Source organism: Roseibium sp. SCP15 (assembly GCF_040329435.1).
In the GTDB taxonomy this organism is placed as follows: domain Bacteria; phylum Pseudomonadota; class Alphaproteobacteria; order Rhizobiales; family Stappiaceae; genus Roseibium.
Genome location: NZ_JBDZYI010000004.1, coordinates 390,294 through 405,168 on the forward strand (window position 1 = coordinate 390,294; position 14,875 = coordinate 405,168).

16 protein-coding genes are annotated in these 14,875 nt (G+C 55.9%); 12 read left to right on the forward strand and 4 right to left on the reverse strand.

The features are described from left to right. Positions 1-46: 46 nt before the first annotated feature. Together ABLO27_RS21680 and ABLO27_RS21685 are read right to left on the reverse strand one after the other, a co-directional pair. Positions 47-1,645, reverse strand: coding sequence for a peptidoglycan-binding domain-containing protein (locus ABLO27_RS21680; protein WP_353035645.1), 1,599 nt, complete (start codon positions 1,643-1,645; stop codon positions 47-49). Between the two features lie 211 nt (positions 1,646-1,856). Beyond that, positions 1,857-3,185, reverse strand: coding sequence for a S1 family peptidase (locus ABLO27_RS21685; RefSeq protein WP_353035647.1), 1,329 nt, complete (start codon positions 3,183-3,185; stop codon positions 1,857-1,859). A gap of 125 nt (positions 3,186-3,310) precedes the next feature. Between ABLO27_RS21685 and ABLO27_RS21690 the strand changes: the two genes are divergently transcribed. After that, on the forward strand, positions 3,311-4,294 hold the full coding sequence (locus ABLO27_RS21690) for a TAXI family TRAP transporter solute-binding subunit (RefSeq protein ID WP_353035649.1): 984 nt from the start codon (positions 3,311-3,313) through the stop codon (positions 4,292-4,294). 276 nt (positions 4,295-4,570) lie between these two features. Here the strand turns inward: ABLO27_RS21690 and hemA are convergent, their stop codons facing one another. Then, positions 4,571-5,788 carry a 5-aminolevulinate synthase gene (gene hemA, locus ABLO27_RS21695; RefSeq protein WP_353035651.1) on the reverse strand — a complete coding sequence of 406 codons (1,218 nt, stop codon included), beginning with the start codon at positions 5,786-5,788 and terminating at the stop codon, positions 4,571-4,573. A gap of 171 nt (positions 5,789-5,959) precedes the next feature. Between hemA and ABLO27_RS21700 the strand changes: the two genes are divergently transcribed. The 8 genes from ABLO27_RS21700 (at position 5,960) to ABLO27_RS21735 (ending at position 10,909) form a co-directional block, all read left to right on the forward strand. Then, complete coding sequence (locus ABLO27_RS21700) at positions 5,960-6,154, forward strand: hypothetical protein (protein WP_353035653.1); 195 nt, start codon at positions 5,960-5,962, stop codon at positions 6,152-6,154. Between the two features lie 118 nt (positions 6,155-6,272). Continuing rightward, positions 6,273-6,929 (forward strand): TetR/AcrR family transcriptional regulator, encoded by a 657-nt coding sequence (locus tag ABLO27_RS21705; protein WP_353035655.1) that lies wholly within the window; start codon positions 6,273-6,275, stop codon positions 6,927-6,929. Positions 6,930-6,939: 10 nt separating this feature from the next. Beyond that, on the forward strand, positions 6,940-7,713 hold the full coding sequence (locus ABLO27_RS21710) for an enoyl-CoA hydratase/isomerase family protein (protein ID WP_353035657.1): 774 nt from the start codon (positions 6,940-6,942) through the stop codon (positions 7,711-7,713). Between the two features lie 42 nt (positions 7,714-7,755). Further along, on the forward strand, positions 7,756-9,297 hold the full coding sequence (locus ABLO27_RS21715; RefSeq protein ID WP_353035659.1) for an AMP-binding protein: 1,542 nt from the start codon (positions 7,756-7,758) through the stop codon (positions 9,295-9,297). A gap of 2 nt (positions 9,298-9,299) precedes the next feature. Next, positions 9,300-9,689, forward strand: a complete 390-nt coding sequence (locus ABLO27_RS21720) for a MaoC family dehydratase (protein ID WP_353035661.1) — start codon at positions 9,300-9,302, stop codon at positions 9,687-9,689. Continuing rightward, positions 9,686-10,057 (forward strand): phosphate acetyltransferase, encoded by a 372-nt coding sequence (locus ABLO27_RS21725; RefSeq protein ID WP_353035663.1) that lies wholly within the window; start codon positions 9,686-9,688, stop codon positions 10,055-10,057. The genes ABLO27_RS21720 and ABLO27_RS21725 overlap by 4 nt, the downstream gene beginning before the upstream one ends. A 74-nt stretch (positions 10,058-10,131) precedes the next feature. Next, a complete protein-coding gene (locus tag ABLO27_RS21730) occupies positions 10,132-10,479 on the forward strand; it encodes an ArsR/SmtB family transcription factor (RefSeq protein WP_353035665.1) in 348 nt (115 codons plus the stop codon). Beyond that, complete coding sequence (locus ABLO27_RS21735) at positions 10,472-10,909, forward strand: SRPBCC family protein (protein ID WP_353035667.1); 438 nt, start codon at positions 10,472-10,474, stop codon at positions 10,907-10,909. The genes ABLO27_RS21730 and ABLO27_RS21735 overlap by 8 nt, the downstream gene beginning before the upstream one ends. Before the next feature lie 6 nt (positions 10,910-10,915). Here ABLO27_RS21735 and ABLO27_RS21740 read toward each other — a convergent pair whose 3' ends face one another. Beyond that, positions 10,916-11,305, reverse strand: a complete 390-nt coding sequence (locus ABLO27_RS21740) for a DUF427 domain-containing protein (RefSeq protein ID WP_353035669.1) — start codon at positions 11,303-11,305, stop codon at positions 10,916-10,918. A gap of 200 nt (positions 11,306-11,505) precedes the next feature. On the opposite strand from ABLO27_RS21740, the gene ABLO27_RS21745 reads away from it, so the two are divergent. The 3 genes from ABLO27_RS21745 to rbsD all read left to right on the forward strand — a co-directional run bounded on the left by ABLO27_RS21745 (position 11,506) and on the right by rbsD (position 14,510). Further along, on the forward strand, positions 11,506-12,762 hold the full coding sequence (locus tag ABLO27_RS21745; protein ID WP_353035671.1) for a glycerate kinase type-2 family protein: 1,257 nt from the start codon (positions 11,506-11,508) through the stop codon (positions 12,760-12,762). Positions 12,763-12,894: 132 nt separating this feature from the next. Then, entirely contained in the window at positions 12,895-14,076 is a 1,182-nt protein-coding gene (locus ABLO27_RS21750; RefSeq protein WP_353035672.1) for a GAK system CofD-like protein, read from the forward strand. 23 nt (positions 14,077-14,099) lie between these two features. Next, on the forward strand, positions 14,100-14,510 hold the full coding sequence (gene rbsD / locus ABLO27_RS21755) for a D-ribose pyranase (RefSeq protein ID WP_353035674.1): 411 nt from the start codon (positions 14,100-14,102) through the stop codon (positions 14,508-14,510). The last annotated feature ends 365 nt before the right edge of the window (positions 14,511-14,875 follow it).

Consider the following 14,875-nt stretch of genomic DNA (forward strand, 5'->3'; position numbering starts at 1 on the left):
AAGCGGGAATGGTTCCTCAGATGGGTACAGTCAACATGCTTTGGTATCAGTTGGAAGCGGCCGCCAGTTTTGCCAATCCCTGTTCTCCCAGATCCGAATAGAACGCGATTCTTGCGCGGGCATCGGCGTCGCCGTTCTCGGCCAAATACTGATCGTACAAGAACATGGCTTCGAAATCTCGCTTCGCATAAGCGACTGCACGGCAAACGCGCCAAGCAAGAGGCTCCTTGATTTCCTGCGAGATCGAGCAACTTGCTTCAAGAGCTTCCTGATCCATGCCAATGGCCAGCAGCATGGTCTCCAGGCTCTTGATCATCGCGATTGCCTCCGAGGCAAAAAATGCGACTGCAGCGGCTTCCTGCGAAGCGGAGCTGGTTTCGACGCCCGGCAGCAGCAGACTGTCGCGCGTTGTGCGGTTCGCCCAAACAGCGTCGGGTTTGGTATCGATGGTCAACTCGGCTAAAACGCGCAGAAGCGGTGCCCGGTCGTAACCTTCAACATCCACTACTGGCGCAACCCCGGCGTCGATCTTCTCGGCTGTCCATTTGATCCAATCGGCCGCGAGTGCTGGATTGCGTTCTATTCCAAGACCCAGTGCCAAATGTTCTCCGACCAGTTCTCCGTAGCCACCTTGGCCGAGCGACGCCAACGACGCGGCCGTTAGAATTGCATTCTCGGGTGAATCGAACGCATATGCGAGGCCAAGGCAGACGCGGGTGCTCAGGCGTACCGTATCAAGTTGGTCGCTGACGTCGCCGAAGAGAGCCTGAAATGCGGCAGTAGCCTGTTCAGGATCGCTCCGCGCCAGGTCTTTCAATGCACCCTTCTGCGTTTGGGTGAAGGCGTCGCACTGGGCATTTGCATCGGCGATGTCAAGATCCCCAAGAGCGTCCAGATCCGATTGCAAGTTCTCCAGCACATAGGACCGCGCCGTGCAAAACTGTTCCACCAACAACGTTTGTGATGATTTGGGCTCGTTCGAGAAATTGATCTGAACCACACGGCCCTGGGATTGAGACTCGAATGAATTGCAAAGCGTATCGAAAGCAACGGTCCGAGCTCCGGGCTGCGGCTTCACGCGATCCGTCGAGCTGTTGGTGGTGCCGGTCCCGTTTGTCCCCTTTTGCTGACGCAGACGTTTCAGAAAATCTGCTGTTGCAGTCGTTTGCTGCGTTGCCGAGCTGTTATCGTCCGATTTTCTATCGTTGTTCGCGTTGCTGACAAGAGCAGCATAATCCGCGAGCAGCTTTGCGCGTTGCTGGGCTGTCAGCTTTCCTGTGGGGTCCGCGCCCATTGACGCCTGGAAGCTTTTGATCGCTGCCCGTGTGCGCGGGCCGAAAACGCCGTCAGGTCGTCCCGAGTTGTGACCGAAGGCATTCAAGGCGGTCTGAATTGTCGCATCGTCGCGAACATATTTTGTAGATGAAGACCTGGTCCGGTTTCGCGAGCGATTGGAGGAACGCTGTTTCCATGCGCCGCCCTTCGACGCCCGCCCGACAATGACACCCATGACAAACCCCGCCGCGGCTCCTGCCACGGCTTTGCCGTTCCCGGCTGATGCGGGTTTAGGTGTGGTGGGCGTTAAAATGACAGCGCAGGCCAGAAGAGCGGCAATCGGGGCGAGACGTCTCATTCGCTTGGTCACGGCTTTCTCTCCCATTTACTGCGGACACTTTCGCAAAAACAGGATTTGAATGAAGGCCCGCAAGCTCACCTAGATTATAGCCCATCTCAGTTCTTGCTTGAAGCTGAAATGCCGGAATCCGCAGCGGAAGGTCCAACACCCTGAAGTTCCGACAGCAAAGGCAGGACTTGTAGCGGTTGATCTCCTCAAACGGCTTTTCTTCGGGGCCGGTTTACCCGACCTGACAAGGGGCGTCGGAGAAGGAAACGGGCTGCTCGATACGGTCGAAGAAATAACGTAGCTCCTTCGATGCCACGGCGCTGTTGTACTTCGAGGTATCCACATCAACAAAATAGTCGCCTGAATCCGATTTTTGCACTTTTGCAATTTCAGCAGATCCGGAATAGTGAAGCCCGATGACTTCTCCGCAGGCATTGACGATCGGCGATCCACTGTTGCCGCCGGTCGTCTCCAGTGAATACTGCAGGGTAAGCGCCCGAGAAGACTTATTGACGTACTTGTTGGAAAGAATGCCGTCATCGACGCGCAGGGTGGGAATGGCTGTTTCCGGCAAAGGAGGTTCCTGCTTGCGTTCGATGAACGTGACAAGTGCAGACATGGCGGCATCGACGTCAGTTGCTTTGCCGGGAAAACCGCCAATGGCGATCCATTCCCCTATCTGCGCATTTGCTGCAAAAGACAGATGGTGAGAATTCGTAAAATTCACCGGTTCCAGCAACGCTGCATCAATATTGAAGCTTGTGTCGCGGGTCGCCACTGTGATGATCTTGGCTTCGCGCATTCCAATGTGTTCGCTGACCACTACGAAAAAACCCTTTGCCTTGTATCTCTCCCAGACGCTGCTTTGGATGTCGGCAACGTGCGCATTCGTCAGGATACGGCTTGGCGCAACAAAAAACCCCGTCCCGGATCCCATCACATAAAGTTTGTCGTCCTGTTCGGCGACATACAAAATCAGGACAACGGCGCGTTCCAGACTCGAGAAGACTTCGCTGCGTGAAACCTTTTTCACGGGGTCGGCGACCGGAGGGTCCTTGCGCCGGCGTTGCGTGTTTGATCCGAAGTCCGGCAGTTTCAAGCCATTCCTTAACACCGGCGGTATCTTTATGGTCCGGGTTTGATCGTCGATATGTGCAACGACACCTTTGTCAGGCTCTGCGTCAGTACTCTTTTGCCTGTTTCTGTTGACGACAACCGCAGCGCTCCCGTCCGTTGGCAGGTCGGCTCCGGCTTCCTGTACAACGGAATCTTCGACGGTCTTTGCCTTGTCGGGATGCGCTTCTGCCCATTCGCTGCCGATCTTCTGGACGGCTGCAAGCTCGATCGATGTATTCAGTATCCGGCCTGTTTTCAAAACAGCGGCTTCAATTGACGAGGGGTAGACTTTACGAATGACATCCACGATCACCAAAATGCGGTAATAGGCTTCCCCTTTGTCGGATTCCGAGAGTGTTTCGGCTGTGCGGTAAAGCCGTCCGGCATCGCTGACGAGCAGTTTGGCGCTTCGCTGCGCTGCGTTCGCCCCGTTGCTCAATATCATGCTGAATATTGTCATAACTGCTATGGTCACGGCAAATAGATATAGCAACCGTCTGCCTCCACCGCTAAAATGCAAGTTCAACGATAGGTTAGAACCGATTGATTTGAGCATGGAGGGGTTCAACGATGACATCGTCTCTGAGATTTTCATGGTTCTCTCGATGGAATTACCTATCTTTCCGGCGGTTGATTATCGCATTATTTTTGATTGCTGTGAATGCACTTGCGTTTCCATTACCTTCCTCTGCGCAAGGTAAGCAGGAGCTTATCGGAGTTATTTCAGGGGGTATTACAGGAACTTATGCTCGATTTGCCGCTCAAATGGCATCTGTGATCGACAGCGAAGCAATCAGAGTTCTGCCAATGCTCGGGAAGGGTTCTCAGCAGAACATCCGCGATCTCATGCAGATCAACGGAATAGATATCGCCATCGTGCAGTCCGATGTGCTCGACTTTTACAAGAACACTCAAGAAATCCCGAACATCCAGGACTCCATCCGCTATATCGGCAAACTCTACAATGAAGAGGTGCATATCGTAACCAGAGCGGGGGTGGAGACAATAAAGGAACTGGAAGGCGCGCTGGTGGGGGTAGGGCCGGCTGGGAGCGGTACGGAAATGACCGCACTGACTCTATTCGAGGCTCTCGGGATTTCGGTTGTACCTGTAAATGCCTCCAATCAGGAAGCGCTCGACCAGGTAAAAGAGGGTGCCTTGACGGCGACCGTCTTCGTGGCCGGCAAGCCGACACCGCTGATTGAGGCTATCTCCGCAGAGGACGGGCTCATCTTATTGCCGATTGAACTGGGAAAATCCGTTCAGGGCGCCTATTTCTCAACGCGGTTCACTCATGACGATTATCCCGATCTTGTTGATGAGGCGCAAAGTCTTGATACCGTGGCTGTTGGTGCCGTGCTGGCGGTGTTTAATTGGCGGCAGGGCACACCACGCTATCAGGCCGTCAGCGAGTTTTGCGCTGATCTGCTTTCCGCTCTTGAGATCTTGAAGACAGGTGGTGCCTACCATCCGAAATGGCAGGAAGTGGACCTGACGGTTAACGTGCCTGGTTGGCAGAGGTTTGGCGGAATGGAGGAGCTGCTTGCCAACTGAATGGGTGAAAAGTCGTATGGGGGTCTGAGGGCAGTTTTTTCAGGGCGGTCGCCCTTGCCCGTCTGCCTCGGCGAAGTGGCATTGAAAATTGTTCGCTTATAAGGTCTGGCCATCTGGCCAGGTCCGGTGTTTCCGCGCGAGACGACGCCTCCTTTTGTCTGAACATTGCTCGCTGGTATTACTTGGCGAATGATATGCAGGCGGTAAATTGGACGGACACCAAAAAACCCGCCCTGTTGCCAAGGCGGGTTGATTGAAAAGCCTCTTTGATTGCCGTTATGCGACGGCGCGGGCCAATGCGCACTGAGACCACAGGTCATTGATCGCGTTGGCAAGATGCTCGATGTCCGCATTGGTGTGCAGAGGTGTCGGTGTGAACCGCAAACGCTCTGTGCCGACCGGAACGGTCGGGTAGTTGATTGGCTGAACGTAGATGCCATAGGTCTCCAGAAGAATGTCGGAGATCCATTTGCATTTCTTGGCATCACCCACCATCACCGGAACAATGTGGCTCGGGTTTTCCATATGCGGGATGCCGCGCTTGTCGAGTGCTGCGCGAACCTGAGCAACCCGGTCCTTGTGCGCCTTGCGCTCGAAAGGGCTGTCCTTGAGGTGCCGGATGGACGCGGCGGCACCTGCGGCCAGTGCCGGCGGCAGAGCCGTCGTGAAGATGAAGCCTGAAGCAAAGGAACGGATAAAGTCAACGACCGTCCTGGAGCCGGTGATATAGCCGCCCATGACACCGAATGCCTTGCCAAGCGTTCCTTCGATGATTGTCAGACGGTCCATCAGGTCTTCGCGCTCCGCAACACCGCCGCCGCGCGGGCCGTACATGCCGACGGCATGGACTTCGTCCAGATAGGTCATGGCGCCGAACTTGTCAGCGACATCGCAGATTTCCCTGATCGGTGCGATGTCACCGTCCATGGAGTAAACGCTTTCGAATGCGACCAGCTTCGGCGCGTCCGGATCGTCGGCAGCCATCAGGCTTTCCAGATCGGCGACGTCGTTGTGCTTGAAGATGCGTTTTTCGGCGCGGGAGTGGCGGATACCCTCGATCATGGAAGCGTGGTTCAGGCTATCGGAATAAACGATCATGCCCGGAACCTGCGATGCAAGCGTGCCCAGTGCCGCCCAGTTGGAAACGTAGCCTGAGGTGAAGATCAGGGCCGCTTCCTTTGCATGCAGATCCGCCAGTTCCTGTTCCAGCAGCACATGATAGTGGTTGGTACCGGAGATGTTGCGGGTGCCACCTGCACCTGCACCGCATTTTGCAAGAACGTCCTGCATCGCTCCGACGACCTTGTCATGCTGGCCCATGCCCAGGTAATCGTTGGAGCACCAAACGGTCACGTCCTGTACGGTGCCGTCTTCGCGGTAACGCTTTGCGCGGGGGAAGTCGCCAGACTGTCGTTCGAGGTCGGCAAAGATCCGGTAATTGCCATTGTCATGAAGTTTATTAAGGCGCTCTTCGAGATACGCATTCACGTCCATGATACCGGTCCTCTTTCGCTGGCCGTTGCCAGCGCCTCTCATTATGTGCCGCCCTATTCGCGTCCAGGCGGCTTTTCACGTCCGAGACCTTGCAGCGATGTTTCAGCCTAGCAGGTAACTTTTAGCTATTCAAAACTGCATTACCAAACTTTTATCCTTGATCAAGGTCAAATGGCATTGATGCGTCCAAAAGTCATAGCTGGAAAACTGCCGGGAATGCCTCTGATTTTGTTTGTTGATTGTCTCTCGGAAGCTCCGGAAAAATTAGTCGGATTTTTCGAGCAAGTGTTTAAAGTCGAAGCTGCAGATCTGCGCCAAACGCGAGAAGATTCGGCAATTTCAGTCTTTTCATCATTGATTTCATGAAGGACTCAGTGACCGCTGCAGGTCCTTATGCGCGGTGCGTGTGCTGATGCCGGGCGAACGATCATAGACCGTTCAAAGAATTCCTTGCTTTCGCATGACGAAACATGAATACTGATTCATGTTTCATGAACTTTGGGAGGAACCGGACGTGGGAAAATCGGCCGGACAAGCAGAAGCGCATCGACAAGCGCCGGGAAACCAACCCAAAACGGCGCGTGGAGAAGCTACGCGAAAGGCGATACTGGGTGCCGCCGAGCGGGTTATCGGGGCCAAGGGGTACAACGATGCCTCCATCGGACACATTACCAGCGAGGCCGGTGTCGCCCAAGGCACGTTCTATATCTATTTCAAGACCAAGGAAGAGGTCTTTTCCGAGCTGGTTCTGGAAATGGGACGCCTGGTTCGGCACACCATTGCCGAAGCAACCCAGGGCATAGAAAACAGGCTTGATGCGGAGAAGGCCGGCCTTCAGGCATTTCTAGAATTTGTGCGCGCGCATCCGGATTTGTACCGCATTGTTCAGGAAGCGCTCTTCGTCGACCCGAACGCCTACCACGAGTACTACGTCACCTTCGCCGATGGATATTGCAGCGGACTTTCAGCTGCCGAAAAAGCCGGGCAGATCTCAAAAGGTGATGTGGAGACCCGCGCCTGGGCGCTCATGGGTATTGCACGCGCGCTTGGTGAACAGCTGATTGTCTTCAAGTCGGAAAAGTCGATCGGGGAAATCGTCGACACTGCCTATGACCTGATTGCCAACGGCCTGAAGCCGTGAGGGACCGGGCATGAGCGTCGTTGAAACCGAGAGCAGACAAGGAGCGCTCTGGCTGTGGTTGAACCGACCGCAGCGCCACAATGCCCTCGTACCTGAACTGCTCGCCGACCTTCGCGCCGCAATTGCAGCGGCTCTTCAGGAGCAGCCGGTTGCGTTGGTTCTTTCCGGACGCGGACCAAGCTTTTCTACCGGAGGCGATATTTCCGGATTTCTGGCCCATGCGTCTTCGCGCGAAGAGCTGATTTCCTATTCGGACGGCCTGGTGACGGAGCTGCATGAAGCGCTCCTGGACCTTCTTGCCTTTCCTGCTCCTGTTCTTGCAGCCGTCAATGGACCTGTCACGGGCGGTTCAACCGGTCTGATGCTGGTTGCCGATATGGTTGCGATGTCGGATCAGGCATTTGTTCAACCTTATTATTCGGAAGTGGGTTTCGGTCCGGACGGCGGCTGGACGGCGCTATTGCCGGAACGTATCGGCACCGCAAAAGCCTTGCAGGTCCAGTATCTGAACGAGCGCCTTGCGGCTGACGTAGCCCTTGAACTCGGACTGGTGGCGGATGTTTGCGCCAGAGCAGAGCTTGAGCCCCGGGTCGATACATGGATCGACGGGATCGCCAGACGCTTCCGGCAGACCCACCAGGCAACTCGTCAGAACATCTGGGACGATCAGCGTCGCAGCCTGGTTCGGCGGCGCCTCGAACAGGAAAAATCCAGATTTCTTGAACTGGTGGCACAGCCAGAAACCTTTGAAGGCATGCAGAATTTCACCAGGAAACGTGCCTGACACACGCAACGGAAATTCAAACACCAGGTGTTGGGAGGACACATGGAGTTTCTAACTGACATGGCGGCGAAACGCGCCGAACTGACACCGGATGCCGTGGCCTTTGCCGACCACGAAACCGGTCGCCGTTTTACATTTTGTGAAATCAACAGCCGGGCGACCAGGCTGGGCAACCTGCTGCTGGAAAGCGGACTTGAGCGGGGTGACCGTGTGGCGGTGCTTTGTCACAATCACCCTGACTTTTTCGTCTTGCTGTTTGCTGCCCAGAAAACGGGGATCCTCTTGGTGCCGCTCAACTGGCGGCAACCCGCGGCAGAACTGAAGCCGGTGCTCGCGGCCTCGAAGGCGAAACTGATTTTTGCGGATGAGGCATTTGAAGCAGTTGCGGCAGAACTCGTTCGCTCGACTGAAATCAGCGTATTGCCGATCGGTGCATCAGGGACTGCCAGCAGTGCGCTTGATGAATTGCTGCAGAATGCCAGCCCTGCCGCGATCGGGTGCGGACGCATCAAAGCCGGTGCGCCCTGGTATCTGCTGTTTACCTCCGGCACGACCGGTCTGCCGAAAGCCGTCATCCAGACGGCGGGCATGGCCTATTCCAACATGATCAATTATTGCCAGGCAACCGGGCTCTCGACGGGCGAGGCCGGGGTCAATTTTCTGCCCCTGTTCCATACGGCCGGGATCAACCTGCCGACATTGCCGATATTCCTCAACGGTGGATCTTCTACAATCTTGCGAAAATTCGATCCCGACACCGTTCTGGATCTTATCGATCAGGGCGATGTGAGTTGCTTTTTCGGCGTTCCGGCAATCTATCAGGCAATGTCGCTGGCCTCAGGCATAGACAAGGTGGACTTTTCCGGCGTGCGCTCGCTCGGCTGCGGTGGGGCTCCCGTTCCCAAGCATCTGCTGATCGAATTTCAAAACCGTGGCGTGACGATCTGCAACGGTATGGGAATGACGGAAACGGGCCCGACGGTCTTCTTGATGGATGCGGACCATGCAGCCGAAAAGATCGGTTCAGTCGGAAAGCCGCAAATACTGACCGATGTCCGGTTGGCTGATGGTGATGGCGGGATCGTCGAGGGGCCCGGTGAAGGCGAACTTCAGTTTCGCGGCCCCAATATCACACCCGGTTATATGGACAACAACGAGGCAACGGTCGCGACATTCACGGTCGATGGATGGCTTAAGTCCGGCGATGTCGCGCGGCGCGACGAGGATGGCTACTACTACATCGTCGACCGCATAAAGGACATGTACATCTCCGGTGGCGAGAACGTTTATCCGGCCGAAGTTGAGAAAGTTCTGGTCAGTCATCCTGCCATCCTCGAGGCGACTGTTATCGGAGTGCCGGATGAAAAGTGGGGCGAGGTTGGCGCTGCCTTCCTGATCGCCCGTCCCGGGGAGGGGCTGGATATTGCGCGTTTGCCGGAATGGTGCCGGACACATCTGGCGCCCTACAAGATCCCGAAAAGCTTTTCTGTTGTCGAAGACATGCCGCGAACGGCTGCAGGAAAAGTGCGCAAGAATATTTTGAAAGACAATTTTTCAACCGCAAGAACTCCGGAGGATGCCTGAGCATGAGCCTCTCCGCCGACGCGCTGTCGAGCGCCGTCTTCACCTGGACACCCCGGCAATCGGATTTCGATGCCTTTGCGACGCTTTCCGGGGACGACAATCCGATCCATGTGGATCCGGAATTCTCCGCGCGCACCCGTTTCGGCCGCACGGTATCACACGGCATGCTGCTATATACCCGCGTCTTCGCGCATCTTCAGGCGTTGTATCCGGGCCGGAAGCACGCGATGCAGACGTTGATGTTCCCAAATCCATCCTATGCGGATGAAGAGCTGACACTGTCCTTTACCGAAATTCCCGATAAGCCCGGTCAGGTCTTGGTGGAAGTCAAGAGAAGTGCGGATGGGGCGCTTACCTTGTCGGGGACCTGCGACCTGGGAGACGCCTCATGACCCTGGACCTTGGACAAAGGGCAGAAATCGCCCGAACCTATTCAGACCAGGACATGCGTGATTTTGCAATGCTGTCCGGCAATCCGGACAACGTTCCGGCAGATGTTCCGGGTCCGCTTGTCGGTGGCCTGTTCTCTTATCTACTGGGGGTCGAGTTGCCCGGGCGCGGGACGAATTATCTGAAGCAAAGCCTTGAGTTTCTTGCGCCTGCTCCGGTAGGTCAGGAGTTGACGGCGTCGGTCACGATTACGCGCCTGCGGCCCGAAAAACATCTGGTCGATCTGGAAACTGTATGCGAAGCGGCCGATGGCACGCGGATCTGTCAGGGCCGCGCTCTGGTTTATGTCGAGGATGTCGGTAAGGAATAGATCGGCTGCCATGTTCGATCAATTCATTCAACTAAAAGGTTGACTGATGACCTGTCATGGATTAATTCAACCATATGGTTGAACGAAAGCTTGATGATCAAAAACTCACTGACATTCTGAAAGCGGTGAGTGATCCAAGGCGTCGGGAGATCCTGACCCTGCTGGTCCAGCACGGCCCGACACGTGTCACCGACCTCGCCAAGCATTTTGACGTCAGCCTGAACGCGGTATCGAAGCATATCAAGATTCTGGAAGCGGCGGGGCTTGTGCGTCGCCGGACCGAATGGCGGGAACACCTGATCGAGCCGGATATGGGGCCGGTCAGCGAGATCGACAGATGGTTCCAGGAATTGCGGTCAATCTGGACCCAACGCCTCGATGCTTTGGACGATATGCTTTCAAGGGAGACAGGCGATGAATGATTTGAGTGTGGTGGTTTCACGAACATTTTCGGCTCCGGCAGAACGGGTTTTCGATGCCTGGCTCGATCCTGAAATTCTCGCAAAGTTCATGACACCCGGACCAGACATGAGCGTTCCGAAGGCAACCACCGACCCCAAGGTCGGGGGCGCTTTCGAAATCATCATGCAGGCGGGCGATCAGCAGATTCCCCACAAAGGGATCTACAAGGAAATCAGTCCCCATAGTCGGTTGGTGTTCACCTGGGAAAGCCCGTTTTCGGAGCCCGACAGCGTTGTGACGCTTGACTTTGCAGAGGTGGACGGCGGTACGGAGTTGACGCTGACACACGTCAAATTCCCCTCGCAGGAAAGCCGGGACAATCATGACGGCGGCTGGAACCGCATTGTCGACTGTCTGGGGCCTGTCGTTGCCGGCGATGAAGCTGCCTGAGCTGGTTTATTCGCCCTCCACCAGCCGGACTTTGGCCGGCCAGAAAGCAAAATGCGACGCCAGCCGGCTGGCCATGCTGATAGGGGACTTATAGACCCAGGCGATTTCATCGCCATCACGGGCAACGTAACTGGCGTCCCCCTTGATCGGGCAAAAGGTGGATTTGTCGACCGGCGTGAACTCCGCGACCAGATCGCTTTGCGGAACGTAAATCACCGGGTCGTAGACCGCTTTGCCGATCTCGATGACCCGCAGCGCGTTGACACTGTCCGCCAGCAATGTGTCACCGGCATAAATGCGAACCCGGCGCGGTACATCCTTTATCACCATGAGATGATCAGGATTGTCCGGGTTCCGGATAGCTGTTTCAAATGCGGCTGATGTCAGGACGGTCATTTTGCACTCCTGTAAGACACCATCAAAAAGTGGTGCCATGGCTCTGTGATCGCAAAAGTTCATTTCTAACATTCCCGTGAACACTGTTTTGGCCGGTTTTGTGCCGCAGAAGACCGAAACCGGTAAAAAGTGCCTTGAAATTCACCTCAAAACAGCGCTCAAACACTTCGAACGCTAGTGAGTTGAAAGGTTGTGACGAGATGACCCAAAGAACACCGGAGCTGCTGAGGCAGATGTTTCAGCGGGCAGTGGATGTCGCAGACCCGATGCAGAGCCTTTCCGCTCACTTGCCGGAAAAACCGGAAGGCCGCGTTGTTGTTGTGGGCGCGGGAAAAGCGTCCGCGCGAATGGCCGAGGCCGTGGAGGCTGTCTGGGGACCGTGCGAGGGACTGGTCATCACCCGATATGGATATGCCCGTCCCTGCAAGGGCATCGAGATCGTTGAAGCTGCCCACCCGGTTCCTGATGAAGCAGGTCTGGTGGGAACGCAGCGCATGCTGGAATTGCTTGAGGGGCTTGGCGAGAACGATTTTGTCCTGGCTCTTGTTTCCGGGGGTGCGTCTGCACTTCTGACTTCTCCGGCAGGAGACATCTCCCTGGAGGAAAAGCAGGCGGTCAATCAGAACCTTCTGAGTTCCGGTGCTCCGATCGGTCAGATGAATGTTGTGCGCAAGCATTTGAGCAGGGTGAAGGGAGGGCAGCTCGCGGCTGCGGCCTATCCGGCAAAAATGCTGGCTTTGTTATTGTCCGACGTTCCCGGGGACGATCCGGCGGAAATCGGGTCTGGTCCGACAGTCGGGGATGAAAGCTCTGCAGACAATGTGAAGGCGATACTGGCACGCTGGAACGTGGATGTACCGGCTTCCGTGCAAAAGGCTCTCGAGGGTCAGAGCGGTGTGCTGCGTCCGCAGGACGAAAAGCTTTCGCGAGTGACCAACACGGTTTTTGCGGCGCCGTCGCAGTCTCTTGAGGCGGCCCGGGTCATGGCCGACGAACATGGATGCGATGTGGAACTGCTCGGAGATGCCCTGGAGGGCGAAGCGCGGGATGTTGCGCGTTCCCATGCCGAGCTGGCGTTGCTGCGCCAAAAGGAAAGAGCTGCCGGTGACCGGCCGCTCGTGCTGCTTTCAGGCGGTGAGCTGACAGTCACACGTACCGGAGACGGGGTCGGTGGACCCAACGCGGAATACGCGCTGGCCCTTGCGCTGGCCCTTGACGGTGCCGAAGGAATTCATGCCATTGCCTGCGACACGGATGGTGTTGATGGAGCGGCAGAAGTCGCGGGTGCCATGATCGGGCCCGATACATTGCAAAAGGCGGAGGCCAAAGGTGTGTCCGCCGCCAAAGCATTGGAAAACAACGACGCACACCGGTTCTTCGAGACAATCGATGATCAGGTCGTTACGGGTCCCACACTGACCAACGTGAATGATTTCCGGGCCATTTGGATCGATTGATCGGCACGTGCCTGAGGTCGCCGGAGACCGACAAATTTAGGTCCTGATCAAACTGTAAACATTTCGCTGTTATGTGTTCGGGGCGGTGCCATTTCTGGCACCTGTTTGGTCTTCTCCCGATCAGGGGTTGGAATGTCTGAAGTCACGATAACCCGCGCTGTGCGCATGCCTGATCCCTTCCGGATCGAGCGTTTTCTGTCCAACCCGAAACTTGGACCGCGGCTTCTGTTTCTGAGCGGCGGGTCGGCGCTGAACGGTGTTGCGCAATGCCTGAAGCGCTATACGCACAACTCGATCCATCTGGTGACGCCATTCGACTCCGGGGGAAGTTCGCAAGGGTTGCGGATAGCCTTTGACATGCCGGCAATCGGGGACCTCAGGAGCCGGCTGATGGCGCTGGCGGATGAAACCGTGCTTGGGCATCCTGACATTTTCCGCCTGTTCACCCATCGGTTCGCAAAGGCCGCGGAACGATCGGATCTTGCCGGTGAACTGGATGCAATGATCGCCGGAACGCATCCCCTGGTGGACGCCATCGAGCAACCGATGCGCATGCTGATCCAGAACCAGCTTCGGGTGTTCCAGAGCGAATGCCCGCAAAGTTTCGATTTGCGCGGGGCAAGCATCGGCAACCTTATTCTCGCGGGCGGATACCTCAACCAGAACCAGCAATTGGAGCCGATCATCTTCCTGGTTTCCAAACTAGTGGGTGTCCAGGGGACGGTGCGGGCGGTGGCGGATGCCAATCTTCACCTTGCGGCTGAACTCGAAAGCGGAGATGTCGTGGTTGGCCAGCATCGGCTGACCGGCAAGGAGCACCCACCGCTGGACAGGTCGATCACGACCCTCTTCCTGAACCATGGGCTGAACAATGCCACCCATGCCTATGCGGATTTCCCGGGTCGTAACCGCGGCCTGATGCATTCCGCCGATCTGATCTGCTACGCGCCGGGAAGTTTTTACACCAGCCTGATTGCAAACCTGTTGCCTCAGGGAGTGGGCAAGGCCATTGCCAGCCGGACGGTTCCAAAGGTTTATGTGCCGGGACTGGGCGACGATCCGGAGACCGGCAACATGACGGTCGCGGACAAGGTGAACGAGATGCTGCGTTACTTGCGCCTGGATGCGGGACCGGAATGTCCGGTACAAAAGCTGCTCAACTTCGTCATTGTAGACCGGAGCGTCGCGGATGCAGAGCTCACCGGAATTACCGGGAAGGGGATTACGGTGTTGAAGCTGGATCTCGTTTCAAGGCAATCTGAGCCCTTTTATGATCCTGTTCCGCTGTGCGAAGCCCTGGTATCTTTGACCTGACGTCTTGTTCGGATGAAATTGTCATGAAGCGCACACCCCTGTTGAACCGGCACTTGAGCAATCTGGTCGCGTCTCTCGGACATATGGACGAGATCGTCGTGGCAGATGCCGGCCTGCCGGTTCCTGACAATGTCCCGGTCATCGATCTGGCAGTATCTCCCGGAATTCCAGGCTTCTTTGACGTTCTGGACGCGCTCGCGCAGGAGCTGGTTGTTGAACAGGCAGTTTTCGCGGAGGAAGCGGCTCCTGATCTCACCACACGCATCGAGGTGAAACTGGCCCATTGGGCCGCTGAAACAGGCAAGGAGATTGAACATCTTCGATTGCCGCATGCGGATTTCAAGGAACGGACCAGGCGCGCAAAGGCAGTGATACGGACCGGCGAGTGTACTCCTTATGCGAATGTGATCCTTGTCTCCGGCGTGCCGTTTTAACCGGATTGCCTTTTATGTTCTTTCATCTGGAGCCTTGCTGTGATCAGGGTCCTGGTACTGATTCCGGGGTCGATTAGACCGTCTTGAGTGCCACGAAGTGATAATCGTGCTGATTGCGTCGCTCTACCGGCCTTGATATCTCTAAACAAACGGGCTTCAGCCTGCGTGTAACTCACTCTCCCAAAACCCATCATTCGAATGTTTTGTTGAAATGACAGCATCTTCCCGCGGTGCGAAATAAATAGTTTGGATCACCGAAACCGATTTTGTTGACTTACAAAATCGGTTTTGTAACAATTTTTTTAACAAAAAAGGCGGGTTCGACCTCGGGTTGAAATCTGCCGAAAAAGTTTGGTGGCTGGGAA

What these genes read in the sequence shown, in the direction of transcription:
- ABLO27_RS21735 (WP_353035667.1), top strand. Translation starts at nt 10,472, where the DNA reads ATGAATGATTTGAGTGTGGTGGTTTCACGAACATTTTCGGCTCCGGCA.
- ABLO27_RS21705 (WP_353035655.1), top strand. Translation starts at nt 6,273, where the DNA reads ATGTTTCATGAACTTTGGGAGGAACCGGACGTGGGAAAATCGGCCGGA.
- rbsD (WP_353035674.1), top strand. Translation starts at nt 14,100, where the DNA reads ATGAAGCGCACACCCCTGTTGAACCGGCACTTGAGCAATCTGGTCGCG.
- ABLO27_RS21725 (WP_353035663.1), top strand. Translation starts at nt 9,686, where the DNA reads ATGACCCTGGACCTTGGACAAAGGGCAGAAATCGCCCGAACCTATTCA.
- ABLO27_RS21720 (WP_353035661.1), top strand. Translation starts at nt 9,300, where the DNA reads ATGAGCCTCTCCGCCGACGCGCTGTCGAGCGCCGTCTTCACCTGGACA.
- ABLO27_RS21690 (WP_353035649.1), top strand. Translation starts at nt 3,311, where the DNA reads ATGACATCGTCTCTGAGATTTTCATGGTTCTCTCGATGGAATTACCTA.
- ABLO27_RS21745 (WP_353035671.1), top strand. Translation starts at nt 11,506, where the DNA reads ATGACCCAAAGAACACCGGAGCTGCTGAGGCAGATGTTTCAGCGGGCA.
- hemA (WP_353035651.1), bottom strand. Translation starts at nt 5,788, where the DNA reads ATGGACGTGAATGCGTATCTCGAAGAGCGCCTTAATAAACTTCATGAC.
- ABLO27_RS21700 (WP_353035653.1), top strand. Translation starts at nt 5,960, where the DNA reads ATGGCATTGATGCGTCCAAAAGTCATAGCTGGAAAACTGCCGGGAATG.
- ABLO27_RS21715 (WP_353035659.1), top strand. Translation starts at nt 7,756, where the DNA reads ATGGAGTTTCTAACTGACATGGCGGCGAAACGCGCCGAACTGACACCG.
- ABLO27_RS21740 (WP_353035669.1), bottom strand. Translation starts at nt 11,305, where the DNA reads ATGACCGTCCTGACATCAGCCGCATTTGAAACAGCTATCCGGAACCCG.
- ABLO27_RS21685 (WP_353035647.1), bottom strand. Translation starts at nt 3,185, where the DNA reads ATGATATTGAGCAACGGGGCGAACGCAGCGCAGCGAAGCGCCAAACTG.
- ABLO27_RS21710 (WP_353035657.1), top strand. Translation starts at nt 6,940, where the DNA reads ATGAGCGTCGTTGAAACCGAGAGCAGACAAGGAGCGCTCTGGCTGTGG.
- ABLO27_RS21730 (WP_353035665.1), top strand. Translation starts at nt 10,132, where the DNA reads ATGGTTGAACGAAAGCTTGATGATCAAAAACTCACTGACATTCTGAAA.
- ABLO27_RS21750 (WP_353035672.1), top strand. Translation starts at nt 12,895, where the DNA reads ATGTCTGAAGTCACGATAACCCGCGCTGTGCGCATGCCTGATCCCTTC.